The sequence below is a fragment of the Phreatobacter stygius genome, assembly GCF_005144885.1.
Lineage (GTDB): Bacteria > Pseudomonadota > Alphaproteobacteria > Rhizobiales > Phreatobacteraceae > Phreatobacter > Phreatobacter stygius.
This window is the reverse complement of record NZ_CP039690.1, coordinates 4850986-4876104: the sequence shown is the minus strand read 5'-3', so window position 1 is coordinate 4876104 and position 25119 is coordinate 4850986. Positions and strand designations below refer to the sequence as shown.

19 protein-coding genes and 1 CRISPR repeat array are annotated in these 25119 nt (G+C 67.0%); of the genes, 3 read left to right on the top strand and 16 right to left on the bottom strand.

The features are described 5' to 3' along the window. The 3 genes from E8M01_RS22885 to cas3 all read right to left on the bottom strand — a co-directional run bounded on the left by E8M01_RS22885 (nucleotide 1) and on the right by cas3 (nucleotide 5084). Nucleotides 1-483: a type II toxin-antitoxin system YhaV family toxin gene (locus tag E8M01_RS22885; RefSeq protein ID WP_136962276.1), complete on the bottom strand. Its 483-nt coding sequence runs from the start codon at nucleotides 481-483 to the stop codon at nucleotides 1-3. Continuing rightward, a complete protein-coding gene (locus tag E8M01_RS22880; RefSeq protein ID WP_246088391.1) occupies nucleotides 480-929 on the bottom strand; it encodes a type II toxin-antitoxin system PrlF family antitoxin in 450 nt (149 codons plus the stop codon). The genes E8M01_RS22885 and E8M01_RS22880 overlap by 4 nt, the downstream gene beginning before the upstream one ends. 3 nt (nucleotides 930-932) lie before the next feature. Continuing rightward, nucleotides 933-2325: a CRISPR direct-repeat array (repeat unit 29 nt; unit sequence CGGTTCATCCCCGCGCAGGCGGGGCACAC). A gap of 143 nt (nucleotides 2326-2468) precedes the next feature. After that, nucleotides 2469-5084: a CRISPR-associated helicase Cas3' gene (cas3, locus tag E8M01_RS22875; RefSeq protein ID WP_170182032.1), complete on the bottom strand. Its 2616-nt coding sequence runs from the start codon at nucleotides 5082-5084 to the stop codon at nucleotides 2469-2471. Nucleotides 5085-5459: 375 nt separating this feature from the next. On the opposite strand from cas3, the gene E8M01_RS22870 reads away from it, so the two are divergent. Next, nucleotides 5460-6650 carry an MFS transporter gene (locus tag E8M01_RS22870; protein WP_246088850.1) on the top strand — a complete coding sequence of 397 codons (1191 nt, stop codon included), beginning with the start codon at nucleotides 5460-5462 and terminating at the stop codon, nucleotides 6648-6650. A gap of 14 nt (nucleotides 6651-6664) precedes the next feature. On the opposite strand, the gene E8M01_RS22865 is transcribed toward E8M01_RS22870, so the two are convergent. After that, nucleotides 6665-7918, bottom strand: a complete 1254-nt coding sequence (locus tag E8M01_RS22865; RefSeq protein ID WP_136962273.1) for a flavin-dependent oxidoreductase — start codon at nucleotides 7916-7918, stop codon at nucleotides 6665-6667. 172 nt (nucleotides 7919-8090) lie between these two features. On the opposite strand from E8M01_RS22865, the gene E8M01_RS22860 reads away from it, so the two are divergent. Beyond that, nucleotides 8091-9311 (top strand): GGDEF domain-containing protein, encoded by a 1221-nt coding sequence (locus E8M01_RS22860; RefSeq protein ID WP_170182031.1) that lies wholly within the window; start codon nucleotides 8091-8093, stop codon nucleotides 9309-9311. Nucleotides 9312-9342: 31 nt separating this feature from the next. On the opposite strand, the gene E8M01_RS22855 is transcribed toward E8M01_RS22860, so the two are convergent. Beyond that, complete coding sequence (locus E8M01_RS22855; RefSeq protein ID WP_136962271.1) at nucleotides 9343-10800, bottom strand: MFS transporter; 1458 nt, start codon at nucleotides 10798-10800, stop codon at nucleotides 9343-9345. A gap of 196 nt (nucleotides 10801-10996) precedes the next feature. Between E8M01_RS22855 and E8M01_RS22850 the strand changes: the two genes are divergently transcribed. Then, nucleotides 10997-11989, top strand: coding sequence for a glucokinase (locus tag E8M01_RS22850; RefSeq protein ID WP_136962270.1), 993 nt, complete (start codon nucleotides 10997-10999; stop codon nucleotides 11987-11989). Nucleotides 11990-12019: 30 nt separating this feature from the next. On the opposite strand, the gene E8M01_RS22845 is transcribed toward E8M01_RS22850, so the two are convergent. From E8M01_RS22845 to E8M01_RS22795, 11 genes are all read right to left on the bottom strand, one after another. Beyond that, a complete protein-coding gene (locus E8M01_RS22845; RefSeq protein ID WP_136962269.1) occupies nucleotides 12020-14263 on the bottom strand; it encodes an alpha,alpha-trehalose-phosphate synthase (UDP-forming) in 2244 nt (747 codons plus the stop codon). Nucleotides 14264-14432: 169 nt separating this feature from the next. Next, the gene (locus tag E8M01_RS22840) at nucleotides 14433-16208 is read right to left on the bottom strand and encodes a glycoside hydrolase family 15 protein (RefSeq protein ID WP_246088390.1); all 1776 of its coding nucleotides are present in this window, start codon (nucleotides 16206-16208) and stop codon (nucleotides 14433-14435) included. A 5-nt stretch (nucleotides 16209-16213) separates the two neighbouring features. After that, the gene (gene otsB / locus E8M01_RS22835) at nucleotides 16214-17035 is read right to left on the bottom strand and encodes a trehalose-phosphatase (protein WP_170182030.1); all 822 of its coding nucleotides are present in this window, start codon (nucleotides 17033-17035) and stop codon (nucleotides 16214-16216) included. A gap of 300 nt (nucleotides 17036-17335) precedes the next feature. Continuing rightward, entirely contained in the window at nucleotides 17336-17632 is a 297-nt protein-coding gene (locus tag E8M01_RS22830; RefSeq protein WP_136962266.1) for a hypothetical protein, read from the bottom strand. A gap of 159 nt (nucleotides 17633-17791) precedes the next feature. Then, nucleotides 17792-18700, bottom strand: a complete 909-nt coding sequence (locus E8M01_RS22825; RefSeq protein ID WP_170182029.1) for an ROK family protein — start codon at nucleotides 18698-18700, stop codon at nucleotides 17792-17794. Continuing rightward, nucleotides 18697-19719, bottom strand: a complete 1023-nt coding sequence (locus E8M01_RS22820; protein ID WP_170182028.1) for an SIS domain-containing protein — start codon at nucleotides 19717-19719, stop codon at nucleotides 18697-18699. Before E8M01_RS22820 ends, E8M01_RS22825 begins: the two co-directional genes overlap by 4 nt. A gap of 1 nt (nucleotide 19720) precedes the next feature. After that, entirely contained in the window at nucleotides 19721-20551 is an 831-nt protein-coding gene (locus E8M01_RS22815) for a carbohydrate ABC transporter permease (RefSeq protein WP_136962263.1), read from the bottom strand. 3 nt (nucleotides 20552-20554) lie between these two features. Next, nucleotides 20555-21445 carry a carbohydrate ABC transporter permease gene (locus tag E8M01_RS22810; protein ID WP_136962262.1) on the bottom strand — a complete coding sequence of 297 codons (891 nt, stop codon included), beginning with the start codon at nucleotides 21443-21445 and terminating at the stop codon, nucleotides 20555-20557. Next, nucleotides 21445-22485, bottom strand: a complete 1041-nt coding sequence (locus E8M01_RS22805; RefSeq protein WP_136962261.1) for a Gfo/Idh/MocA family protein — start codon at nucleotides 22483-22485, stop codon at nucleotides 21445-21447. The genes E8M01_RS22810 and E8M01_RS22805 overlap by 1 nt, the downstream gene beginning before the upstream one ends. Before the next feature lie 18 nt (nucleotides 22486-22503). Next, nucleotides 22504-23751, bottom strand: coding sequence for an ABC transporter substrate-binding protein (locus E8M01_RS22800; protein WP_136962260.1), 1248 nt, complete (start codon nucleotides 23749-23751; stop codon nucleotides 22504-22506). Nucleotides 23752-23786: 35 nt separating this feature from the next. Then, complete coding sequence (locus E8M01_RS22795; protein ID WP_136962259.1) at nucleotides 23787-25037, bottom strand: Gfo/Idh/MocA family protein; 1251 nt, start codon at nucleotides 25035-25037, stop codon at nucleotides 23787-23789. Nucleotides 25038-25119: the final 82 nt, after the last annotated feature.

The window sequence follows — 25119 nt, the reverse complement described above, 5'->3', positions numbered from 1 at the left end:
CTAAGTCTTACGAGGCCCCACTTCCGCGGCGTTCGCCAGCAATTCCCCCCAATCATCCGGCGGATCGCCGTCATCCAGGCGGCGCGCGAAGACGGCATAGGGGTCGGTGCGCGATCCGGCTTTGCGCAAGGTGTTTTCGTCGTTCACCCAGGCATAGATGATGATGCGGCTGGCGCTGTCGAAACGAAAGAACAGCCTGAAACGTTGCAGGAACTTCGCCCGACGCCAATGACGGTGCGCGGCACCGAGCGTCTTGCCGAGGCCGTAGACATGGGCGTTCGGATCGCGCGGGATTTCGTCGAAGATCAGGTCGCGGATGCGCGCGAGCAATTTCGCCTTCGGATGCGACGCGACGTCCGACGGACGCTCCGCCGCGAGGCGCGCAACCTCGGCCTCCAACCTGTCGAAGGTCTCGGCAAAGGCCGAGGCACGATAGAGCTTCCAGCCGTGGCGTTCGGCAAGGGGCTCGGCCGGCGGCGTCACAAGGTCACATCGTCGGGAATGACATCGTCATCGGAAACCTCGACATCCCTGGTCAGCGCCTGAATGCGCGCGATATCGGCCTCGGTGAAGGGCTGCAGGCGTTCAGGATGTTCGCGCATGTCGCGTTCGAGGAAGGACAGGTAGGCCGCAACAACCGGATCATGCTCCACCGCATCCGCCGGCGCCAGCTCCGCCTCGCCGGCATCCAGCGTCACCAGCAGGCTGCCCGGCCCCAGAACGTGGGCGCGGATCTTCGCCCGCTGTTTGAATTCGGGATGAGCCTTGAACAAAGCCTTATCGAGCCGCAAGGCTTCGGAACGGCCCGTGGTCGTGATCGATCCCTTGAACTCGGCGCGTGTCATGGGAGTCTCCATTTCCTGATACGTATAATAGTACGTATCAGGAAGAGCTGCAAGATTTCGGCACTCCGATCGGATTACCAACAAGGACGCAGCATCCCCGCCTAGGCGGGGCACACCTTCCCTTCCAAAGCGTCCCCCATATCAACGCCGGTTCATCCCCGCGCAGGCGGGGCACACATGTGGTCGACGGCCTCACGCAAGATCTCGATCGGTTCATCCCCGCGCAGGCGGGGCACACGCCCTGGTTCGAATAGAGGCCGGCCAGGATCGCGGTTCATCCCCGCGCAGGCGGGGCACACCCCCGGTATCGAGGCTCGTGACCGGGTTGACACGGTTCATCGGCGCGCAGGCGGGGCACACATTTCGAGCGTGGCCGTGACGATCACCATGCGCGGTTCATCCCCGCGCAGGCGGGGCACACACATCACGAACCGGCCGCGGCCTCGCTCTGGCTGGCCTGCTGCCGGTTCATCCCCGCGCAGGCGGGACACACACCGCATATCGCCCGACTGCGACATTAGCCGTCGGTTCATCCCCGCGCAGGCGGGGCACACCCCCGGTATCGAGGCTCGTGACCGGGTTGACACGGTTCATCGGCGCGCAGGCGGGGCACACATTTCGAGCGTGGCCGTGACGATCACCATGCGCGGTTCATCCCCGCGCAGGCGGGGCACACACATCACGAACCGGCCGCGGCCTCGCTCTGGCTGGCCTGCTGCCGGTTCATCCCCGCGCAGGCGGGACACACACCGCATATCGCCCGACTGCGACATTAGCCGTCGGTTCATCCCCGCGCAGGCGGGGCACACTGGCGGTTCAATTCGGTGACGCTCCTGACCGCCGGTTCATCCCCGCGCAGGCGGGGCACACCCGCGTTGAACAGACCCGACAGGAACTCCGGCCGGTTCATCCCCGCGCACGCGGGGCACACCGCTGCAGCGCCGGCGAAAATGTCGATGTGTTCGGTTCATCCCCGCGCAGGCGGGGCACACTCCCGGCGGGTTCATCGTGGCGTTTTGGAGGGCGGTTCATCCCCGCGCAGGCGGGGCACACTCCGGAAACAGGTGGCGCGGGAAAAACGCAAGCGGTTCATCCCCGCGCAGGCGGGGCACACAATACGGTGGCTGAGATGCCCGGGCCAGGCGACGGTTCATCCCCGCGCAGCCGGGGCACACGCTGTGACGGGCCCATCCTTCAGCGTCAGCGCCGGTTCATCCCCGCGCAGGCGGGGCACACAGATTTTCAGGATCTTGCCGAACTCATAGGCCCGGTTCATCCCCGCGCAGGCGGGGCACACGAACTGCTCGATGGCGAGATCATCGTCGACAGCGGTTCATCCCCGCGCAGGCGGGGCACACGTCGGTGGCCATCACGCCATCCCCACGGCCTGCGGTTCATCCCCGCGCAGGCGGGGCACACCTCGAGCACGACTTCGGCTGCGACGCCATCGACGGTTCATCCCCGCGCAGGCGGGGCACACTCATCCCCGATAACCATTTGATTCATTGCATGATTTGCAATGTCGAAAAAGCTACCGATTTTTTCCGGGGGTCCAGGGGCGCACAATGGCCTTCCCGAGCGACAGGCGCGGCGCGCATGTGCTCGATCTGCGTGGGATACTCGTTAGGCCATGGTCTCCAATCCGGTCGCCTGGGAATAGCGCACCGCTTGCCGCTGCCCCCGCGCGTCCTTCCATGCGCCCTCCCAGACCCCGGGCAACGCCCCCGGTGTCAAGGCCAGGATGGGCGGCGGATCGAAGCGACCGGGCCAGCCTTGCTGAGCGGCCTTGATTGCCGCGGCTGCGGCGAGATCCGGCGCCTCGGTCTCGGCGACTCGCCTCGCCCGCACCGCGATCTCCGAGAGGCGCCAGGCGCGTCCTTCCGTTTCAGCCTCGCACCAAGGCAACAAAGAGCCATTGGCCCAACGGGCGAGGCGCAACATACGGGTTTCCTCACCAAGACGGGTCGGCGTCTTGTCGTCGCTGTCCCAGGCGCCGGCTTGGCGGTCGAAACCGTCGAGCTTGAGCACGTTGAGGTGGCCAATGGCGCGCTCGGCCTGCCGTTTGGCCTCGGCCCGCAATGCGCTGTCGTCGAGCCCGGGAGGATGGGCAACGGCTTTCGCCCCGAAAACCGGCTCGATCAGGTCGCGCGGCGAACCGCTCGCCAGCGTCAAGCCGCCCTTGTCGGTCAGGACGCGCATGGTGCGCCAGAGCTGGCCGGCGTCGGGATAGACAAAACGCGCATACGGAAACGGAACGTCATACCAGTCGACGCCTGCATCCTCGGTCGCGTCGGGCCCGACAATCCAAAGTTCCGGAGGCGGGCGCGAGGGACGATGGCCATGACGCTGCAGCCGACCCGCTCGCTGGATCAACAGATCCATCGGGCAGAGGTCGGTAACGAGATAATCGAAGTCGAGGTCCAGGCTCTGCTCGACGACCTGCGTGGCGACCAATAGTCGCCCGCGCCGCTCTTCGGGATGGCTGTCCCGCCCGAAGCGGGCAAGCGCTTCGCTCTCCCGGGCCATCCGATCACCAAGAGTGAAACGTGCGTGGAAGAGCTCGACCGTGACGCCCGCGCCGACCGCGGCCCGCAAGTGCTCGAAGGCTGCCACGGCGTCCTTCACGGTGTTCCTGATATAGACGCCACAGGCGCCGCCGCGCGCCGCCTCGACCAGAGCCGTCATGGCCTGTTCCGGCGAGTCGAAGCGGCGGAAAGGAAGATCGCGGCGCGTACCGCGAGCGGCATCGAGAGGGATTTCGATCGGGCCGGTCGCGCCGGTCTGGGTCACGAGCGGAAAAGCCATGCTTCGAGCTGCGGCTTTTTGCACTGTGCCGTAGATCGCCGCGAGCCTTTCGCGCTGCGCCAATGTCAGCGTCGCCGACAGGACGATCGCCGAGCCGCCGAGCGCATGGTGGAACTTGAGCAGCCGTTCCAACCCGACCGCCATGTAGGGGTCGTAGCTATGAGCCTCGTCGACCACCAGGACGCGTCGCGACAGGGCGGCGAGCCTGAGCGACTGGTGGCGGCTCGGCAGGACGGCGAGCAGCGCCTGGTCGAGCGTTCCGACGCCGACCTGTGCCAGGAAGGTCTTGCGGCGATCGTCGGCGATGAAAGCGGCACAGGCCGCTTCTGCGCTGATCGCCTCGGCCCCCTCGCCGCCATAGGACTGGATCTGGCCGCGGCCGATCGAAGCCTGGAAGCCGTCGTTCAGGTCGCGCGCACTATGCGCCAGGACCAGCGAGGGCACGGCACCATCCAACGCGAAGAGCTTACGATAGACCTGGTCCAACCGGGCATGAAGGCCATTGGCGGTCGCCATGCTGGGCAAGGCCCAATAGAGCCCTTCGGCCATGCCCGCCTGCATTAGCCGATGGGCAAGGATCAGTGCAGCCTCGGTCTTGCCGGAACCAGTGAGGTCCTCGATGAGATAGAGCAGTGGCCCCGCTGCGGGGCCTTGCCCCTCGGCCCAGGCCTGCAACGGCGAGGCCAGGGCATCCCTGCCGAGCAGCGTGGTGAGATCGACATGCACCGCGCTGGCCGCCTCCTCGAGACGCGCTTCCGACACCGCCGCCTTCGCCCGACTTTGCGCCAGAGCCCAATAGGCTTCGAGCCCATGGTTCGACGGCTCATAGGCAAACCATTGCTGGTTCGAGCCGATCCAATCGGCCAGGATCATCAACCCGGCGACACGCCAGGTCTCGGCGAGATTGCCTGCCCGCTGTTCGCCGGGTACGCCGATCAATGTCGCGATCGCCTCAATGAAGGCCATGGCATCCGCCCGCGCCGCGCTTGAGATGGCGTTGCGCGTCCCTGCCGACTCCGCGACCGGGGCGCCATGATGCGCGAAGGATGCCGCCATCCAGCGCCTGAGCACGGTGAAGCGCCGGTCGTTCAACTCGGACCAGAGGACGGCGCCCATCTCGCCGTGGCCACGCCCATCATCAGCCGCGAAGGCGCCGGGCATGAGTTCCTGCTGCAGAGCAGGAACCTTCTGTTGAAAATTCTCGGCGAACTTGCCGAGGTCGTGCAAGGCCGCGGCAAGGATCAGCCGGCGGCGCGCCTCCGGCTGAGGCAAATCCGACGCCGCCGCGATCGCCACGAGCCAGCGCGGGCGCAGGTCCAGCAAGGCGCCCATCGCGGCCGCGACATCGAGGCTGTGATAAGCGAGGGGATGCCACGGCGCAGCTCCTTCGACCGGTCGCGCCTTGCCCCAATAGCGGGCGAGATATCTCGGCATCCGATCTTCCGCAATCGCCAATGGCATGAACCACAACCACGCTTTTGAGCACCGCGACGCGGACGCAGGCATCGCCCCCCGAGATTGTCTTGTCAGTCCATGCAGAGCAATGTCATTCGTCACCGCGCAACGCCTGGGACACGCAGGTGCCTCCGGTCATCGGCCAAGCAACGGACCGTCTTCACTTTCGCGTTCCCCCGCACCTGCCGCTTGGGCGATCGGCGCATCTCGGCTAGGAAGCTCGCGCGCGAGCCTGGATACCTCGTCCGGCGCCCCGCGCCAGGAGCCCAGGCCAAAGCGATGACCGTGCAGCCGAGCCTGACCGAACCGGACCCGGCATCCGCCGCGGAGGCGGGCGCGCCGCCCGACCGGCTGATGCGCCATCGGGGTTTCGTGCTGTTCTGGATCGCGCGGGTTCTGTCGTCGCTCGGCTACCAGATCGCCGCGGTGGCGATCGGCTGGCATGTCTATGCCAAGACCGGCAGCGCCTATGACCTCGGCCTGATCGGGCTCGCCCAGTTCGTACCGATGGTGCTCCTGACCTTCGTGGTCGGCCATGTCGCCGACCGCTTCGACCGGCGCCGCATCGTCATGCTGTGCCAGGTGATCGAAGCCGCGACGCTGGCCGTGGTCACCCTTGGCGTGATCGAGGACTGGCTGACGGTGCCCGCCATCTTCGCGGCGGTCGCGGTGCTCGGTGCTGCCCGCTCGTTCGAGCATCCGACCTTTTCGGCTCTCCTGCCGGCCCTGCTGCCGGTCGATCTGCTGTCGCGCGCTCTGGCGATCTCGTCCTCGGCCATGCAGACCGCCACCATTATCGGCCCCTCGGTCGGCGGCCTGCTCTATGCCCTCGGCGCCGGCCTGCCGCTTGGCCTGGCGGCCTTCTGCCTCGCCGCGGCCTCGGTCGCGACCGCGCTCATCAAGGTCGAACGCGCGGCGCCCAGCCGCGAGCCGATCACCTTCCATTCGGTGTTCTCCGGCGTCCTGTTCATTCGCAGCCGGCCGTTGATCCTCGGCACCATCTCGCTCGACCTGTTCGCCGTGCTGCTCGGCGGCATCACCGCGCTGCTGCCGATCTTCGCCCGCGATATCCTGGACACCGGCCCCTGGGGCCTCGGCCTGTTGCGCTCGGCACCGGCGGTCGGCGCGATCGCCATGTCAGTCGTCCTGATGCGGCTGTCGATGCAGTCGCGGGTCGGCCTGAAGATGTTCGCCGCCGTCATCACGTTCGGGCTCGCCACCATCGTCTTTTCGCTCTCGAGCAATCTCGTTCTCTCGCTCGTCGCGCTGGCGATCATGGGAGCGGCCGACAATGTCAGCGTGGTGATCCGCAATTCGCTGGTGCTGCTGTCGACGCCGGACGAGATGCGCGGCCGGGTCAATGCGGTGAATTCGCTGTTCATCGGCACGTCGAACCAGCTCGGCGAATTCGAGTCCGGCATGGTCGCCGGCCTGATCGGCGCCGTGCCCGCCGGTGTTATCGGCGGCGTCGGCACGGTGCTGGTGGCGCTCATCTGGATGAAGCTGTTTCCGGCCGTCCGCCGGGCCGAGACGCTGACGGGATAGCGCCTGGTCTCCAGTCAGCCGCCGGAGGGCCGGTTGACCTTGTCGCGGGAGAAGCCGGCGACCTGTTTGTAGCGCGCCGAAATATCCTCCAGTTCGGCGCGGCTGATGACGTCGTGAACGTCGGCAAAACCATGGGGCGCCCGCTCCTCGGCAAGCTGCATCACCTGCTCCGGGCCATTGCCGCGATTGGCCAGGACGATCGCCGAGGTCGGCGGCCGGCGCTCGGCCTCATAAGCGAGCAAGGCTTCGGGCGTCGGCCCGAGCCTGGCAATGGCATTGGCCAGCGCCTCGGCGTCGAGGATCGCCTGCGAGGCGCCGTTCGAGCCGATCGGATACATCGGATGGGCGGCATCGCCCATCAGCGTGACCGGGCCGAACGACCAGCGTTCCAACGGGTCGCGGTCGACCAGCGGATATTCGTAGATGGTCTGGGCGCCCGCCATCAGGGCTGGAATGTCCAGCCAGTCGAAACGCCAGTCGGCGAACAGCGGAGCGATGTCCTCGAGCCGGGCGGTGCGATCCCAATCCTCGCGGCGCCAGCCCTTGGAGCGGTCGAACGACAATTCGGCGATCCAGTTGATCCGCACCGGTCCGGCCCCGTCAGGGCTGGTGGTCAGGGGATAGCAGACGAATTTCCGATCCTGGTGGCCAGCCATGATCATGGTCCGGCCGGACAGGAAGGGGCGGAAATCCTCGGTGATCGCGCGCCACAGCACGCGGCCGTTCCAGATCGGCGCGCCCTCGCCGGGATATAGCGCCGCCCGGACCGCCGAATGAATGCCGTCGGCGCCGATCAGCACGTCGGCCTGGCGTCTGGCGACCTCGTCACCGTTGCGGCCGGTGAAGCGGGCCTCGACCTTGCCGTCCGATGTCTCGGTGGCGCCGGCGAAACGTTCGCCGAGCCGGATGCGCTCGGGCCCGAGCCGCGCCACCGCCTCCTCCAGCAGAATGGTCTGCAGGGTTCCCCGATGGATGGAGAATTGCGGATAGTCATAACCGGCGTCGAGACCGCGCGGCTCGCTCCAGATCAACTGGCCCAGCTTGTTGAAATAGGTCAATTCCCTGGTGCGCACGGCCGCCGCGGCAAGTCGGTCGGCAAGGCCGAGCCCGGTCAGCACCCGCACCGCATGGGGCAAGAGGTTAATGCCGACGCCGAGCGGACGGATCTCGCCCACCTGTTCATGCAGGCTCGCCGCAATACCCTTCTGGTGCAATGCGAGCGCAGTGATCAGGCCGCCTATGCCGCCGCCGGCAATGATGATGGACACCCTGGCTGTCTCCCCTTGGCGATGCCGCGCCGGTTTTCCGTCGCGCTCGGTCCTGACCCGCTGTTAATATATCCGCGCTATGGATGACAGCCTGCAGGGGATTGTCTTGCCAGCGGAGCGTCCTTGTGCGAGCGACAGGGAGACGCTCGCGGCAGGGGCCGGAAGCGATACCATGACAGTTGACGTTCCGACGCTCTACGTCGTCATCCTGGCCAACTGCCTGGCGATCGGGCTGGTCTGGCTGTTCGTCATCCGCGCCCATCCAAAGCTTGCGGCCGGCCGCATCTGGATGGCTGGCGCCTTCATCGCCTCGGCCGGCGCCGGCGCCTCCATGCTGCGCGGCGAGACCGCCGGACTCGGGTCGATCCTTGTCGGCAACGGCCTTTTGATCCTGGCGTCCTGCATGAGCTGGGTCGGCACGCGCCAGTTTCTCGGCGAGAAGCGGCCCTGGCTCGCGACCGCCGCCATCACCTTGGCGTCGCTGGCGGCACTGGCCCTGTTCACCGTCTGGCAGGACGACATGGCAGCCAGGATCGTCATCTATTCCGCCGGCCAGTGCATTCCGCTCGGCTTCGCCATGGCGGATCTGCTGAGCCGGCGCGAAGGGCGCCGCACGCCCGGCATGATGCTGGCCGCCTCCGCCATGGGCTTCGTGCTCGTCGGCGACATCGCGCGCGCGGCGCTGGCGGTGACCGGCATCGGCGGACCGTTGAGCTTCCTCACCTTCAACGGCATCCAGTCGGCATTTCTGCTGACCACCCTGTTCGGCGCCATGGTGTGGAATTTCGGCTTCCTCTTGATGACCATCGACCGGCTCAGAAGCGAGATCATCCATCTGGCCGTGCTCGACGACCTGACCGGCGTCGCCAACCGGCGCCGGTTCATCCAGCGGCTCGACGAGGAGTGTTCGCGCTCGAACCGCACCGGCCATCCTTTCGTGTTGCTGGCCATCGACCTCGACGGGTTCAAGGGCATCAACGACCGCTTTGGTCACCAGGCGGGCGATGCCTGCCTGCGCCAGTTCACCGACGGCGCGCTGCTCAGGCTGCGCGGCCATGACCTGCTGGCGCGCACCGGCGGCGACGAGTTCTGCGTCATCCTGCCGGCGACCACCCTGGAGGCCGCCGAGGCGGTTGCCCGCGCGCTGGTGGAGAGTTCGCGCGAGCAATGGCTGGACTGGGAGGGCGAGGCGCTGCGCATCACGGTCAGCGTCGGGCTTGCCGAATGGTCGAAGCGGGTCGGTCGCGACACCCGGCTTTTGCTGTCACTCGCCGACGAGGCGCTCTACGAGGCCAAACGGGCCGGCCGCGACACCTTCGTCGCCGCACGGCGCGACCGGCTGTTCAAGATGCTGGGCGCCAAGCGCGATCGCGCGGCCGCGACCGGAAGCTAGCCCGGATTTCCCGGACGGCTGCGGCCCGGCATCAGTCGAGAAACGACAGGGGCCGGCTGACCTCTTCCAGCGGCCGCCGCTCCGCCGCTACGCCATAACGCCACATCACCACAGCCGCCACCATCATCAGGGCGGCTCCGAGCAGATAGCCGCCGAGCAGCGACACCCGCGAACCGGTATCGATCAGCACGCCGAACAGCCAGGGGCCGGCAACCCCGCCGACGCCGGTGCCGACGGCATAAAAGAAGGCGATGGCAAGTGCCCTGATTTCCAGCGGGAAGGTCTCGCTCACGGTCAGATAGGCCGAACTCGCCGCCGCCGAGGCGAAGAAGAAGATCACCATCCAGGCCAGCGTCTGCATCGGCGCGGTCAGCCAGCCAGCGGCGAACAGGGCACCCGACAGGGCCAGCAGAATGCCCGACATGGCATAGGTGAAGACGATCATCGGCCTGCGGCCGAGCGTATCGAACAATCGCCCGAGCAGGATCGGGCCGAGCACATTGCCGGCGGCGAAAGGCAGGATGTACCAGCCGACCTGGCTCGACGCGATGCCGTAGAAATCGGTCAGCACCAGCGCATAGGTGAAAAAGATGGCGTTGTAGAAGAAGGCCTGCGCGGCCATCAGCACGAGGCCGACGGCGGTGCGCTCGCGATGCCGCTGAAACAATGTGTGTGCGACCTCGGCGAAGGGGGTCGACCGGCGCGCGGCGAGCCGGACCTTGGGCAGGGGCTGGTCGGGAATGACATGACCTTCGGCGCGCAACTGCCGCTCGATACCGGCAACGATCGCCTCGGCTTCGGCTGCCCGGCCGTGGGTCATCAGCCAGCGCGGGCTTTCCGGCAGCCACAGACGCATGAAAACGATGAGCAAGGCCAAGGCGGCGCCGGTCAGGAAGGCGGCCCGCCAGCCCCACTCCGGATCGATCACCGCCGGATCGAGCAATATGATGGCCCCAACCGCCCCCAGCGCCGCGCCGATCCAGAAGCTGCCATTGATGACGAGATCGGTCCAGCCGCGCACACGCGCCGGAATCAGTTCCTGGATGGTCGAGTTGATCGCGGCATATTCGCCGCCGATGCCGGCCCCGGTCACGAACCGGCACAGCATGAAGCTCCACAGGTTCCAGGAGAAGGCCGTGGCGGCGGTCGCCACGAGATAGACGCCGAGCGTGATGAAGAACAGTTTCTTGCGCCCGAGCCGGTCGGTCAGCCAGCCGAAGAACAGCGCGCCCAGCACCGCGCCGGCGAGATAGGCGCTGCCGGCAAGCCCGATATCGCTGTTGGTGAACTGCAGGACCGGGCTCGCCTTGAGCGCCCCCGACAAGGTGCCGGCAAGCGTCACCTCCAGCCCGTCGAGGATCCAGGTGATGCCGAGCGCCGCCACGACAAGGGTGTGGAAGCGGCCCCAAGGCAGGCGGTCGAGCCGCGCCGGAATGTCGGTTTCGACAATGGTGTCGGCGCGGTCAGGCGGGCCAGATGGTCGATTCACACGCGGACTCCTCGGCCGACAACGCGCGAGGCGCGGATAAGTTCGGTCGGGACATCTTCATCTGGCGCGACCCGCCCATGGCCATGACGCGGTTCCCTCGGCGGCGCGCCGCCGCCATAGTTGTCTGCGACGATGCGACCTGCGTCCGACAACATCCGGGACAGGCGCCACGCGAACGACACCGAGCCAGACCGCCATGCAATTTCCGCTTCCAGCCCTGATCTGCGACGTCGGCGGCACCAATATCCGTGTCGCCCGGCTCGATCGGCCAGGCGCGGCGCCGGCCACCGTCGGCCATGCCGGGACCCGCAGCGCCCAGGGCCTGGCCGAAGCGGTGGCCGCAATGGAACAGGCCCGCCCGGCCCGCTCGATGATCGTCTGCGCCGCCGGCCCGATCCTCGGGCGCGAGGTCAAGCTGACCAATGCCGCCTGGACGCTCGACGGACCGGCGGTCGCAGCCGCCCTCGGCCTGGAACAGGGCCTGCTGCTGCATGATTTCGAAGCGCTCGCCCTGTCGATCCCGACCTTCCCGGCCGATCGCCTCCAGGCCATCGGGCCGGAGCTCGGCCAGCCCCTCGGGCCACGCCTGATCCTCGGTCCCGGAACCGGCCTCGGCGCGGCGGCTCTGACCACTGTGGACGGCCGCTACCTGGCGATCGCCAGCGAAGCCGGCCATGTCGAATTCGGCCCGGTCGGCGCGGACGAACTGGCGCTCTGGCCACATCTGGAGCCGGTCGGCGGACGGATCACCAGCGAGAGCGTGCTGTCCGGCGACGGCCTTTCCAGGCTTCATCGCGCCCGCCTCCGCGCAACCGGGGACACCGGCGAACCGATCGACCAGGCCGCCGTCGTGGCGCGTGCGCTGGCCGGTCCCGAAGGGCCGGAAGGCGACAGCGTGCGGCTGTTCTGGCGCCTGATCGGGCGCTTTGCCGGCGATCTCGCCTTGATCTATGCCGCGACCGGCGGCGTGACGCTCGCCGGCGGCATCCTGCCGCGGATCGCCCCGCTCATCGACGACAAGGCCTTCCGGGCCGCCTTCGAAGCCAAGGCGCCAATGGAGCCGCTGATGCGCGCCATGCCGAGCCGGCTGCTCACCCAACCCGAGGCGGTGCTCGCCGGCATGGCGGCGATCGCCACCGATCCGGACCATTACGTGATCGACTACGCGGCGCGGGCCTGGTGCCGCTGACGGCCGAGCAAACCCGGGATGGCCTGACGTCTACAGACTGCTGCCGGCCTCGAAATCGGCAACCTTCTGGCGCTTCCTGAGCCTGGACGCGTCGAGCAGGATCTGGCCGGCCCAGCGATAGACATTGCGCTCGCGGACATGGGTGCGCATCAGATGCATGCGCTCGCGCCGTTCCGCCTCCGGCATGGACAGCGCCCGGTGCATGGCATCCGACATGCCGTGGATGTCATAGGGGTTGATGATCAGCGCCTCGCCCAGTTCGCTGGACGCGCCGGCAAAACGCGACAGCACCAGCACGCCACCCTCGTCGTCGCGCGAAGCGACGAATTCCTTGGCCACCAGGTTCATGCCGTCATGCAGGCTGGACACGACGCAGACATCCGCTGCCCGGAACAGCTGATAGACCTCGTCCGGCTCGTGGTGACGGATCACCAGGAGGATCGGCTTGTAGGTCTCGCTGCCGTGGCGCTGGTTGATCTCCTCGGTCAAGCGGATGGCGTCGTCCTGCAGCGTCGCATAGCTCGCAAGCTTGGTGCGGGTCGGCGCCACCACCTGGATGAACACCAGCTTGCCCAGCCATTCGGGATAACGCGTCAGGAGATCGTCCATGGCGTGCAGCCGGTCGAGAATGCCCTTGGTATAGTCGAAGCGTTCGATGCCGATGCCGATGCGGATATCGTCCGGCAGGCCGTAATGGGCGATCACCGTGGCGCGGCAGTCCGGAACCGACGCCTGCCCCTCCATTGCCGCCGGCGGCCATTCGATCGAGATCGGATAGGGCCGGACCATGGTCTCATGGCCGCCAAGGGTGACCGAGGCCTGTTCGCGATCGATCCGGCTCTCCATGTAGCGGTCGACCGTGTCGAAGAAATTGTTGCAATGCGACCGGGTGTGGAAACCGAGCACGGTGCTGCCGAGCAGGCCCTCGATGATCTCCTCCTTCCACGGACAGATGCCGAAGGCCTCGGCATTGGGCCAGGGAATGTGCCAGAAGGTCAGGATGGTCGCCTTGGGCAATTGCTCGCGGATCATCCGCGGCAGCAGGGCGAAATGGTAGTCCTGGACCATGATGACCGGATCGGGCCGGGTCGCCTCGCGCACCACCGCATCGGCGAAGCGCTGGTTGATCGCGACATATTGCTGCCAGTCGCTTTCACGGAAAATCGGCCGGACATAGGCGATATGGCAGAGCGGCCAGAGCCCTTCATTGGCCAGGCCGTAATAATAACCCTCCTGCTCCTCATCGGTCATCCAGACGCGCCTGAGCCGGTAGGCCGGGCTGCCCGGCGGGACCTGGACATGGTCCTCCGCGTCGACCGTATCCCGGTCGGCGGTGCCGCTGCCATGGGCGACCCAGGTGCCGCCGCAAGCGCGCATCACCGGTTCGAGCGCTGAAACCAGACCGCTGGCCGGCCGCTGGACGACGATCCTGCCATCCGCGTGATTGTGGATATAGGGCTCACGGTTCGAGACCACGAAGACCTCGGTATCCGGCAATTCATTGTCCAAGAGATCGTGCAGGGTCTTCGGCGACCATTCGATCGGGCTGCCGTCTTCCAGGCGGATCTTCTCGCGGAAATCGCGCAGCAGGCTGCGGATTTCGGTGGTCACCGGCGGCGGCGGCAGGATGGGCTTGTCGAGAACCTTCGGCTGGCCGTCGCGCAGGTCGTTGATGGTGGCGAGCACCGACTTCATCAGGCGCCGCTGCAGCAGAATGACGGTCAGCGCGGCGAGCGTGCCGGCGAGCAGGATCAGGGCCAGCGCGCCGGCGATCAGATACCAGCGCGCCTCCAGCACCCGGTCGGCGACGAAACGCAATTCATGGACGATGAGCAACCGGCCCCGGGAGCCGCCGGTGCCGACCGGATAGCCGCCGACGATGACGCGATTGCCGCTGTTGTTGAAGGTGGCGAAGCGCACCGCGCGGCCCGCTTCGGTGCCGTTGTCGCCAACCGCGGCGCAGGTGATCACCTGCGGCATCTGGCCGGTCGCGACCACCAGCCTGCCCCTGCTATCGCAAAGCCCGAGCGCCAGGATCCGCTCGTCATTGGTAAAGCGCTCGAACAGCGGTGCCAGATCCGCCGGCCGGCCTGTCATCTCCTGCTCGACCCGGTCGCGGATCGACCGGAAGACCAGGCTGGAGCGCAGTTCCAGGTCGCGCTTCGACCAGCGCTCGATCAGCCCCTGCGAGAGCGGCACGAAGGCCACGACAAGGCCGGCCAGCACGATCGTGGCGATGGTGATGATCACGGCTATGCGGGGCAATCTGGTCATGAACATTCAGGCTTTCGGGCTTGCGATGCGGAATGACAGCGGCGTCGCCTCGCCGGGCGGGACGATGCCGTTAGGCCTGTGCTCCTTTCGTCGCGGGCCGACCGCCGGCATCGGCCCGGCCATCGCGGGCCACTTCTGTCATGGCCCTGTCGGTAACGTTCACGCGTCCCTAGTGGATCCATTCCCGCGAGAGGCGCATGGCTGTCACGATGATGCCGACCATCGAATAGGTCTGCGGGAAATTGCCCCAGAGCTCGCCGGTCACCGGATCGATGTCTTCCGACAACAGGCCAACATGGTTGCGCCTGGCGAGCAGGGCTTCGAACAGCGCGCGCGCCTCGTCCCGCCGGCCAATGGCGACCAGGGCATCGGCAAGCCAGAAGCTGCAGATATTGAAGGAAGTCTCGGGCGCGCCGAAATCGTCATTCTCGTCATAACGCATGAGGAAGCCCGAACGGGTCAGCCGCCGCTGCAGCGTCTCGACCGTGCGGACGAAGCGCTGGTCGGTCGGTTCGACCACGCCGAGCTCGACCAGCAGCAGGGTGCTGGCATCGGCCCCGCTGCCGTCGAAGCGCGAGGCGAACAGCCCCTCCTTCTCGTTCCAAGCGCGTGCCAGGATAGTCTCGCGAATGCGCGAGGCATGGGCCTGCCAATAGGTCTCGCGCTGGGACAGGGCGAGCTTGTGAGCGATCTTCGCCAGACGGTCGCAGGCGGCAAAGCACATGGCGGCCGAATGGGTGTGGATCGCCTTGCGGCCGCGATATTCCCAGATCCCGGCATCGGGCTCGAAGGCCATGGCTGCGGCGGTCTCGCCGAGCGCCTCCAGTTCATGGAACAGCGTGGCGTCGCCCATCTTCGGCAGCCGGCAGTCGTAGAACATGTGCGAGGCCGCCAAAATCAGGCTGCCGGCAACGTCGTGCTGCGCCTGCTCGGCCGCGGCATTGCCGATCCGAACCGGTCCATCGCCATTAAAGCCCGGCAGCGCATCGGCGATCCATTCGTCGAGCGAATGTTCCGGCACGATGGCATAGACCGGCTTCAGTCGCGGCCCGGTCTCGGTCGCGATGACGGTGCGCACATAGTCCAGGAACCGCTCCATGGTGAGCGTCGCGCCGAGCTTGTTGAGGGCGTGGACGGTGAAATAGGCGTCACGCAGCCAGCAGAACCGGTAGTCCCAGTTGCGCCCGGAACGCGGCGATTCGGGGATCGAGGTGGTCAGCGCCGCAACCACCGCGCCGGTCTCCTCGCAGGAGCACAACTTGAGCGTGATGGCGGCGCGGATCACCGCTTCCTGCCATTCATAGGGCACCGACAGGTAACGCGCCCAGTCGAGCCAATATTGCCGCGTCTGGCGCAGGAACGACCACCAGACCTCCTCGATCGAACTGGGGAAGGTCTCGTCCGCATGGACGATCAGGGTGACCGGCTTGGTCGGCGCAAATTTGGCTTCCGCCGAGAGATAGGCCACCGGAATATCCGAGGTCAGCCGCACCGAGCCGGCTTCCGAGACATAGCGCACGTGATTGCTGCCCGGCACCACCGTGCCGTCGAGCCGGCCATAGGCGAAGGTCGGGCGCATCAGCACGCGGATGCGCGGATTGCCGGCGACCGGCTCGATCCGGCGCATCAGCATGGGCGGCCGGAAGATCCGGTCATATTGCTTGAAGCGGGGGGCGAAATCGGTGACGCGAATGGCCGAGCCGTCCGCCGCGGTCATCAGCGTGGTGAGCACGGCGGTGTTGCGCTCATAGGCCTGGCGCGTGGCAACCATGCCGTCGAGCTCGACCGACATGAGCCCGCGTTGCGGATCGGCGCCCCCGAGAAGCGCCGAGAACAAGGGGTCGCTGTCGATCCTCGGCCAACAGGTCCAGAGGACACGCGCCTTGTCGTCGATCAGCGCGGCGATCGCGCTGTTGCCGATGACCGCGAGCTGTGGAGGGGCCATGTCGCTCATTGGGCAAGCCCCGCGTTGAGGCCGGCGATCCAGGAGCGCACATGGGCGGCGCCACGGAACGGTTCGTCACCTCGGTTGAAATGTTCGCCGGCGACCGTCAGGCCGAAACCGCCGGCGGCGCGCGCCACCGCGAAAGCGTCTTCGTCGGCGTGATCGTCGCCGATCATGATGGGGCGGCGGCCGGCAAAAGGGGCAGTCGCCATGATGCGGGCGATCGCGGTGCCTTTGGACGTGCCATTGGGGATCAGCTCGACCACGGCCCGGCCGGTTTTCAGGTGGTAGCCGTCACCGTGATCGGCCAGCAGAACCGCCAGGGCAGCCTCGACCCGGGCGCCGACGCTCGGTATCTCGCGATAATGGACGGTCAGGATAGGCCCCTTCTGTTCCAACCTGAGACCCGGGATGCTGGCGGCCAGCCTGACCACGCCGTCGACCAATGAGCGCGGCAGCAGCGTGCCCCACGCTTCCGGTCCGACGGCGCCCGCGGATGCGGCTTGGTGCCGGGTTTCCGCGACGCCGAGGAACTCCAGGCCATGCATGCCCGAGCCGATGACCCGGATCGGGGCCAGGATGGCCTCGACCTCGGCGAGGCGCCGGCCGGTGACCACCGCCACGGCGCCGCCGAGCCGGCGTTGCAGGGCGGCGAGGTCGCCGGCGAGATCGGCAGGCGCCGTAACCTGTTCCGGCGTTTCGGCAATATCGATGAGCGTGCCGTCGACGTCGAAATAGAGGGCGAAATCGGCCGGTGTGGCGGCGATCAGCCGGGCCAGGTGATCGGCCGAAGGGCCGGCCGGATGGTCCGGCCAAAGGTTGGCCAAGGGGTCGTCAGAGATCCTGGATTGGCGAATATCGAACATGTTCAAACCTGATGCAGCACAGGACGGCCCGCGCCTTGGCTGCGCCGCAACGAAAAGCGCGCCGTGCCGCGGGTGCGGTTCGGCGCCACGTTGGACAGGCAGTGATGGCGAATTTCGGACAAGCGATGAGGAGCGATACGGTCGGTGAATGGAACAAAGATAACCGCCGGGGGCCCGGAAGGTTCCCGAAGGCCCCAAAAAAAATCGCCGGTGGCGGGCCACGGAATGGCCCGCCCGGATTTCAGGCCGGGGTTCAGGGGATCACGGCTGATAGGCCAGAACCAGTTCTGGCGGACCGCCGCTGACCGTGCAGGGGACGCCGTCGAGCAGGGTCGAGATATGGCCGGCTTCTTCCGGCAGCAGGAACTGATGCACGGCACCGTCGCCCATGCTGAGCGACAGTGATCCGCCAACCTCGTCCACTTCCTGGCGGCACAAGTTCACAAGAGTCATCAGATCAAGTCGCGCCCACCCCGTCAGGTCGACAACAACCGTGCTTTTTCTGAAATGTTTCGCGGCTTCATGGAAAGCACCATAAGCCCCTTCTACATCAACCATTTTCGGTCTCCGTATCCTTGGATTATAATAATTCTACGATCTACTGAATCGATGTGATCGGCCCCACCAGTTATTCCGTGGCTTCGTTTACACGTGAGCGGAGACGAAAATGTGACCACTTCCGGCGCTCGCGGGAACGTGAGTTCCGGTGGCCCGAGCTCAGGCGATCAGACGGCGATCCAAAGCCCATGCGCCCGCGCCAAGAACCCCGGCATCCTGGCCGGTGGCGGCGACAGCGATGGTGGTGCGCTCACACAGGAAGGGCCAGGCGAAATCGGTCAGATGGCTTGCGACGCGATCACGCAAGGGAGCGCCGGCCGCCGCGATGCCGCCGCCGAGCAGGCAGGCTTCGAGGTTCAGGAGATTGATCATGGTGCCGCAGGCCTGGGCGATGCGTCGGCAGGTCGCGTCGAGCGCCAGATTCGCTGTCGCCTCGCCCGCGGCCGCCCGCGCGAAGATTTGCTCCGGCGGCACCTCGGCCGGTCCCCCGGCATCGCGATAGGCTGCCGAGAAGCCCGCCGCGCTGGCGAAGGCCTCGAATGTTCCGGGCCGCGCACCGGCGTCGAGCACCATGGCGCCGATCTCGGGGGGCTCGCCCTCGTTGCCGCGGATGACCTGGCCGGCGATGACCACACCGCCACCGACACCTGTGCCGAAGGTCATCAGGACGAAGCGCTCGAGCCCGCGCCCGGCGCCGAAGTGCAGTTCGCCATAGGCTGCGGCAGCGCCGTCGTTCAAGGTCACGACCGGCCGGTTCAGCCGATCCTTCAGTGCCGCGGCAAGCGATCGGTCGCGCAGCAGCGGCACGTTCGACGTGCCGTCGATCATCAGCCCGTCGCCGGGTCTGGCGTGGCCGGGCGCAGCGATGCCGATGGCCGCGACATCGTGACTCGTTTCGGCAGCCATGGCGCCGACGGCCTCGACCAGCATGCCGGCCAGATGATCGAAGCTCGCCATGGCGGCATAGGCGAACCTGCGCCGGGCCAGCACCTTGCCCTCGCCGGTCACCAGCCCGAGCTTGATGGCGGTGCCGCCAATGTCGATGCCGATCGCCGCGGGCCCGGTCATGGCCGCGTGTCGGTCTTGATGGCGAGTTCGGCGGAGAGCGCGCCGTGGCGCATGACTTCGGGTTTCAGCCCGCGCGCCTCGGCCAGCGCCACCGCCAGCCATTGAAACGGCAAGGTCAGGCCAAGCGCGTTCCAGGGCGTCGCCGGCAGCGCCAGGCCCGGCAGCCAGGGCGAGCCGGCCGGGTTCATCACCAGCACCCGGCAGCCGCGCCGGGCCATGGCGGCGGCGGCCGTCTCGGCCTCCGCCACCTCCTCGGCCCCCTCCGCGATGACGATGGCCAGGCCCCGTTCGGTCAGGCCGTGCAGCCGGCCATGCAGCAGCTCCTCGGTGGGCAGCCCTGTCGTCGGCAGGCCGGCCATCTCGGCGATCTTCAACGTGGCTTCCAGCGCCACGCCGTAATGGGCGCGCCGGCCGGCGACGATCAGCATGTCGGCTCCGGCAAGTCCGGCCGCCAGCCCGGCGGCGGCAGCGCGGGCCGGCTCGATCAGCGGTGCCAGGCCGATACCGGTCAGCCGCGGCGCGGGTGGCGCGCCGAGCGCTTCGGCCAGCACCATGAGCATGGCGACCGAGCCGAGAAACCCTTTGGTCTTGGGTCCGACCGGTTCGTCGCCGACCGGCATGACCAGGAGCTCGGCACCGGTCGCGCCGAGCGGCGCCTCCGCCGCGGCGGTGATGGCGAGCGTCGGCAAGCCGGCCTCGACCGCGGCGCGGGCGGCCGCGATCGTGGTTGCACTGGCGCCGCTCTGCGAGAGGACGAAGACGAGTGGCCGGCGGCCGGCCCGATGGCCGAGCTCGGCGACGAAATCCTGCGGTTCGTGGACCAGCACGGCGCCGCGCCGAGAGGCGACGAAACGCGGGCGTGCGACCGTCAGGGCGTTGAACGAGGAGCCGCTGCCGACCAGCGCGATGCCGTCGAAGGCCGGCGGCAGCCAGGTTTCGGCAAAGCGGCCGGCCGCCGCGATCGAGCGGTCGACCGCACCGGGCTGCTCGCGAATGAAGGCTGAAATCGGCATGGTCATGTCACCCTTTGATGCCGCCATCGGTCAATCCGCTGCGGTAGAGCCGCTGGATCAGCGCGAAGGGCACGGCGATGGGAATGCTCAGGAGCACGGCGGCCGCCATCAGGCGGCCGTAGTCGATCTGGTGCTGGCCGAGCAGATAGAACATCAGCACCGGGGCGGTCTGCGCCCGCTCCGACGTGGTGTAGAGCAGCGCGAAGATATATTCCTGCCAGGACAGGACGAAGGCGAAGATGCCGGCCGTGACCACGCCGGGCGCCGCGATCGGCAGAATGATCCGCCGGATCATGGCGATATCGCCGCAGCCGTCGATACGGGCCGCCTCCTCGATTTCCACGGGAATGTCGCGCAGCGACGTGGCGATCATCCAGGTGCAGATCGGCAAGGTCACCGAGAGATAGGCGAAGACCAGGCCGCTCAGCGTGTTCAGGAGACCGACCGTCTGCAGGATGATGTAGAACGGCACGAAAAACACCATGGGCGGGAAGAACTGCGAGGCCAGGATGCCGATCAGCATGGGGCGGCTGCCGCGCCGGGCGAGCCTGGTCAGGCCGTAGGCGGCCGGAATCGACAAGGCGAGGCTCAGCCCGGTGACCGCGATCGCCACCACGGCGCTGTTGAACAACGAACGCAGGAAGCGCGGATCGGCGAGGATGGCGGCGTAATTGTCGAGCGTCGGGCGGGCCGGCCACCAGATGATCGGGAAGGACACGACATCGGCGACCGGCTTGATGCTGGTGACCACCATCCAGGCATAAGGAAACAGCACGAAGACGGTCGTGGCGACCAGCGTCAGATGGGCCATGAGATGGGCGAGCCTGGGGCCGGACATCGGTCAGCCCCGCCGGCCGCGCGCCGGATCGGCAACGCGCAGATAAACCAGGGTGACCGCCAGGATCAGCACGAACAGCACCATTGAGGCCGCCGCGGCAAGGCCGAAATCGAAGGAATCGAAGGCAACCTTGTAGATGTAGAGCCCGATCACCTCGGTCGCGCGCAAAGGCCCGCCGCCGGTCATGATGATCGACAGGGTGAAGGCATTGAAAGCCCAGATCGTCGACAACAGCACCGCGGTCGCAATCGACGGAGCGAGCATCGGGACGATGACATAACGCAGCGTCTGCCAACGCCCGGCGCCGTCAATGGTCGCCGCCTCGCTCAGCTCGCGCGGGATCGCCTGCAGACCGGTGAACAGCGTGATCGCCACCAGCGGGAAGAACTTCCAGGTATTGGCCAGGATCAGCGAGAACTGGGCAAGCCCGGGCGAAGCCAGCCAGGCCACCGGCTGGTCGATCAGACCGAGCCGCGTCAGCACGTCGTTCAAGACGCCGAGGTCGGGATGGTAGAGCCAGAGGAAGACCACCGCGACGATGACGAAGGACGACACCCAGGGCACCATGACGACGGCGCTGTAAAGCGCCCGGAAGCTGGTGACGGTGTTGAGCGCCAGCGCCACGGCAAGGCCGAGCGCAAGCTGCAGGGCGACATTGCCGACGACCCAGATGCCGGTCACCGACAAGGCGTTCCAGAAGGCCGGCGCGTCGACCAGGGCGGTGAAATTGGCCGCGCCGACAAAACGCCAATTGTCGCGCATCGCGTCATAGCGCCAGAAGGCAAGCACCGCATTGTAGAGCGCCGGCAGCACGACAGCCGCGGCCAGGACGACCATCAGCGGCGCGGCGAACAGATAGCCGCGCAGCGTCGGATTGTTGGCGAGCGCGCGCATCAGGCGGCGATCGGCTGCCAGGTCCCGGTCGCCGCCGATCTGTAGGCCGCGTCCATGATCCGGTTGACCACCACGCCGTCGGCGAAGGTCACCTTCGGGCGGGCGCCGGTGCGGATACAGTCAATGAAATGGTGGATCTGGTCGAAATAGCCGTAGCGCCAATATTCATCGACGGTCGGGAACAGCCAGCCGCGGTCGTTCTCCAGCTTCTCGCTGAAATAGCGTTCGGTCCTCGACCGGGTGAACACCTTGATCGGCTGGGTGATGCCGGCACGGTCATAAGCGATCATGCCGTCCTCGCCATTGATCTCGAGGGTCACCTGCATGCCGCCGCGCTGGATCCACGAGGCCTCGCACTGGCCGATGGCTCCGCCGGGATAGCGCATCAACGCGATCGCATGGTCCTCGCAATCGGTATCGTGAAACAGCGTCGGCGTATGGGCGAGCACCGCCTCGGGCGCCTTGCCGAGCAGCATGTTGAACACCGCGATCAGATGGCAGCCCATGTCGATCAGCGCGCCGCCACCCGACAGCTCCTTCTGCCAGAACCAGGGCGAATGCGGGCCGAAATGGGCCTCCTTGCCGCGCAGCCACAACGGCTTGCCGATCACCCCCTGGTCGACGATGTCGAGGATCTCGCGGAAGTCCGGCGCATAGATCATGTTCTCGCCATAGGCGTGGACGACACCGGCCTTCTCGACGGCCTGAAACATCTCGATCGCCTCGGCCTCGGTGCGGCCGAGCGGCTTCTCGCACAGGATGTGCTTGCCGGCCGCTGCGGCGAGCAGCCCATATTCGCGGTGCCGGTGGTTCGGCAGGCAGAGGTCGACCGCGTCGAATTCGGGTCCCTCCATCAATTCGTCCCAGCTCGTGGCGACGTGGCCGATCCGCGTCCGCCCGGCAAAAGCCTCGGCCTTGGTCCGGTCCCGACCGAGCACGGACACGACCTTGGCGCCGTCGAGACGCGCGTAAACCTGGGCCCGGAACTCGGCGATGAAACCGGTTCCGAGCATGGCCACCCGTACAGGTGAAGAACTCATCGGGGCATGTCCTGTTGGTTAGGCGAGGAGACCGTCAATGCGCTTGCTGGCGTCGGCCGCCGCCGCTTCCGCGGTCGCCCGGCCGGCCAGCACCTGCTGCACGGCATCGCCGACGACATCGGCGATCTCGGTGAATTTGGCGGTGACGGTGAAGGGAATGGCCGCCGGCACGGCGGCGAGCCAGGGGGCATAGGCCGGCGTGGCGAAGCGGGCGTCGCGCGCCGCCGATTTTCGCGCCGGCAAGGTCACCACGCTCTTCGCCATGTTTTCCGGCTTCAGCAGAAATTCGACGAAGCGGAAGGCCTCGGCCTGGTTCCGGCCGCCCTTGAACATGGCGTAGTACCAGGACGAGGTCAGGTAGCGCGGCGATTTGCCGGCCGCCGGCGGCAATTGCGCCACCGACCATTTGAGGTTCGGCGCCTGCTCGCGCAGCGAGCCGGCGCGCCAGGGACCGTCAATGATCATGGCGGCGCGGCCGGTCAGGAACAGCTGATTGACGTCGTTCAGGCCATTGGCCATGGCGGAAGGCTGGGCGGCCTTATGCTTGACCAGCAGGTCGGTATAGAAGCGCAGGGCCGCAATCGATTCCGGCTGGGCGAAGGCCGACTTCTTGCCGTCCGGCGTCAACAGGTCGCCGTGGAAGGCATAGAGGAAATTGATGTAGCGGCTGATCAGGCTGGCATCCTTGGCGCCGAGAAGCCCCCAGCCATAGACGCCGCCGATAGTCAGCTTCTTCGCCGTCTCGGCCAGTTCCTCCATGGTTTTCGGGAAGGTGGCGATGCCGGCCTTCTCGAACAGATCGGTGTTGTAGTAGACCATCCAGGGATCGATGCGGTCAGGCACGGCGAACAGCCGCTGGTTCAGCGTGGCGCCGCGCCAGGGCTCCTCGTACCAGTCCGCGCGGTCGAGCTTGCCGACCTCCTGGGTGATGTCCTGCAACAGGCCGGGCGCGGCCATTTCAGGCACCCAGCGGCCGTCGCAATAGGCGATGTCGGGCGGATCGCCGGCACGCGCGGAGACCACCAGGCGCTGGCGCAGGACCGGGAACGGCAAAGAGATCAGCTCGATCTTCACATTCGGGTTGAGCCGTTCGTAATCGGCGAAAATGCCGGTCACCGCCTTCTGCTGCTCGGTGCTGTCCCAAGCGGGATAGGCAATCTTCAGCGTCACCGCCGTTTGCGCCTTGGCCCGGCCGGCCAGTCCGCCGGCGGCAAGCCCTGCCGTTGCCAGCCCACCGAGCGCGGTGCGTCGCGTCAAACCCGTCATGCTGTCCTCCTCCGTCCGTCGTGTTCAGGCTGCTGTTATTGTTCTTTTGGCCGCGCCACCGGCGGCACGTAATCCTCGAGATCCGGATCCGGCAGCGCGATGGTCCGCCCGAGCTCGGCCGAGCGGTAGAGCGCCATCAGCATCTCGACCACGGCGACGCCGTCGGCAAAGCTCTCCACCGGCATGCGGCGGGCACGGAAACAGTCGACGAAATAGCGGTTCTCCAGGGTGTAGCCGTAGATGCCGGCCTCGTCGTCGAGCACCGGCATCAGGCCCTGCTCGGCATTCTGTTTCTCGACCAGGTCCTCGCCGGCGCTGCCGGTGACCTCGCGCGACAGGAAGATCTTGAGCCCGGTGGAGAGCGAATTGAACTCCATGGAATATTCCGGCCCAAGCAGCTCCAGCGTGATGCGCAGGCCGGGGCCGACATAGGCCCAGGACGTTGTCGCCTCGATCACCGCTTCATTGCCGTCCGGGTCCTGCAGGGTCAGCAGGCCGCGGGCGAAATCTTCGGCCGGCCGATTGGCATAGTCGATCTCGCCGCCGGTGCGCCGGCGAAGCTTTTCGGCATAGGCCGGCCGACGCCACTTCAAGGTCGAGACCGTCGCATTGGCGCTGGTGAGCTTCAGCACATCGCGCCGCTCACCTGGCGCGGTCAGCAGATAGCGGGCAACCTCGACCGAATGGCACATCATGTCGGAGAGCACGCCGCCGCCCTGGCGCTCGCCGTCCCAGAACCAGGGTTCGTGCGGGCCGGAATGCTCCTCCGTTGCGCGGGCGAGATAGGGCCTGCCGGCATTGGGCACGGCACGGCGCCAGATGATGTCATGGCCGCGCTGGACCGCCGTCGAGAACAGCTGGTTCTCGAGATAGCCATGCAACAGCCCGGCATCTTCAGCCAGGGCCAGCATCTCACGGGCTTCGCCGAGCGTGCGCGCCAGGGGCTTCTCGCAAGCGACCGCGAAGACCTGGGTTCGGCCAGCCTTGCGCGCGGCATGGATCGTTCGCATCACCGCGAGCCGCGTGTGGTTCGGACTGACGATCCACACCGCATCGACAGCGCCCGATTCGAGCATGGCCTGAAGATCCGGATAGGCCCTGCAGGGTCCGAGCCCGGCGGCATTGGCTTCGGCCGCTAAGGCCTCGCGCCGCGCCGCGGTCGTCGACACCACCCCGGCCAGCACCACATTGCGCACGCCAATGAGCGCACGCAGGTGGAATTGCGCCATGAAACCGGCGCCGATCATGCCCAACCGCAGCGGGTCCTCTTTCTCGAGCGCGCTCATTTTGCCAGAAGCTCTTTCTCGAAAGCCGCCGAATGATTATTCAATCAAATTGATTTAATCATCGAGCCGGCGGCGTGGCAAC

Bases quoted from the DNA above. Each gene is read 5' to 3' on its own strand.
- cas3 (WP_170182032.1), bottom strand. From the start codon at position 5,084: ATGCCGAGATATCTCGCCCGCTATTGGGGCAAGGCGCGACCGGTCGAA.
- E8M01_RS22870 (WP_246088850.1), top strand. From the start codon at position 5,460: ATGCGCCATCGGGGTTTCGTGCTGTTCTGGATCGCGCGGGTTCTGTCG.
- E8M01_RS22860 (WP_170182031.1), top strand. From the start codon at position 8,091: ATGACAGTTGACGTTCCGACGCTCTACGTCGTCATCCTGGCCAACTGC.
- E8M01_RS22850 (WP_136962270.1), top strand. From the start codon at position 10,997: ATGCAATTTCCGCTTCCAGCCCTGATCTGCGACGTCGGCGGCACCAAT.
- E8M01_RS22845 (WP_136962269.1), bottom strand. From the start codon at position 14,263: ATGACCAGATTGCCCCGCATAGCCGTGATCATCACCATCGCCACGATC.
- E8M01_RS22840 (WP_246088390.1), bottom strand. From the start codon at position 16,208: ATGGCCCCTCCACAGCTCGCGGTCATCGGCAACAGCGCGATCGCCGCG.
- E8M01_RS22830 (WP_136962266.1), bottom strand. From the start codon at position 17,632: ATGGTTGATGTAGAAGGGGCTTATGGTGCTTTCCATGAAGCCGCGAAA.
- E8M01_RS22825 (WP_170182029.1), bottom strand. From the start codon at position 18,700: ATGACCGGGCCCGCGGCGATCGGCATCGACATTGGCGGCACCGCCATC.
- E8M01_RS22820 (WP_170182028.1), bottom strand. From the start codon at position 19,719: ATGACCATGCCGATTTCAGCCTTCATTCGCGAGCAGCCCGGTGCGGTC.
- E8M01_RS22815 (WP_136962263.1), bottom strand. From the start codon at position 20,551: ATGTCCGGCCCCAGGCTCGCCCATCTCATGGCCCATCTGACGCTGGTC.
- E8M01_RS22810 (WP_136962262.1), bottom strand. From the start codon at position 21,445: ATGCGCGCGCTCGCCAACAATCCGACGCTGCGCGGCTATCTGTTCGCC.
- E8M01_RS22805 (WP_136962261.1), bottom strand. From the start codon at position 22,485: ATGAGTTCTTCACCTGTACGGGTGGCCATGCTCGGAACCGGTTTCATC.
- E8M01_RS22800 (WP_136962260.1), bottom strand. From the start codon at position 23,751: ATGACGGGTTTGACGCGACGCACCGCGCTCGGTGGGCTGGCAACGGCA.
- E8M01_RS22795 (WP_136962259.1), bottom strand. From the start codon at position 25,037: ATGAGCGCGCTCGAGAAAGAGGACCCGCTGCGGTTGGGCATGATCGGC.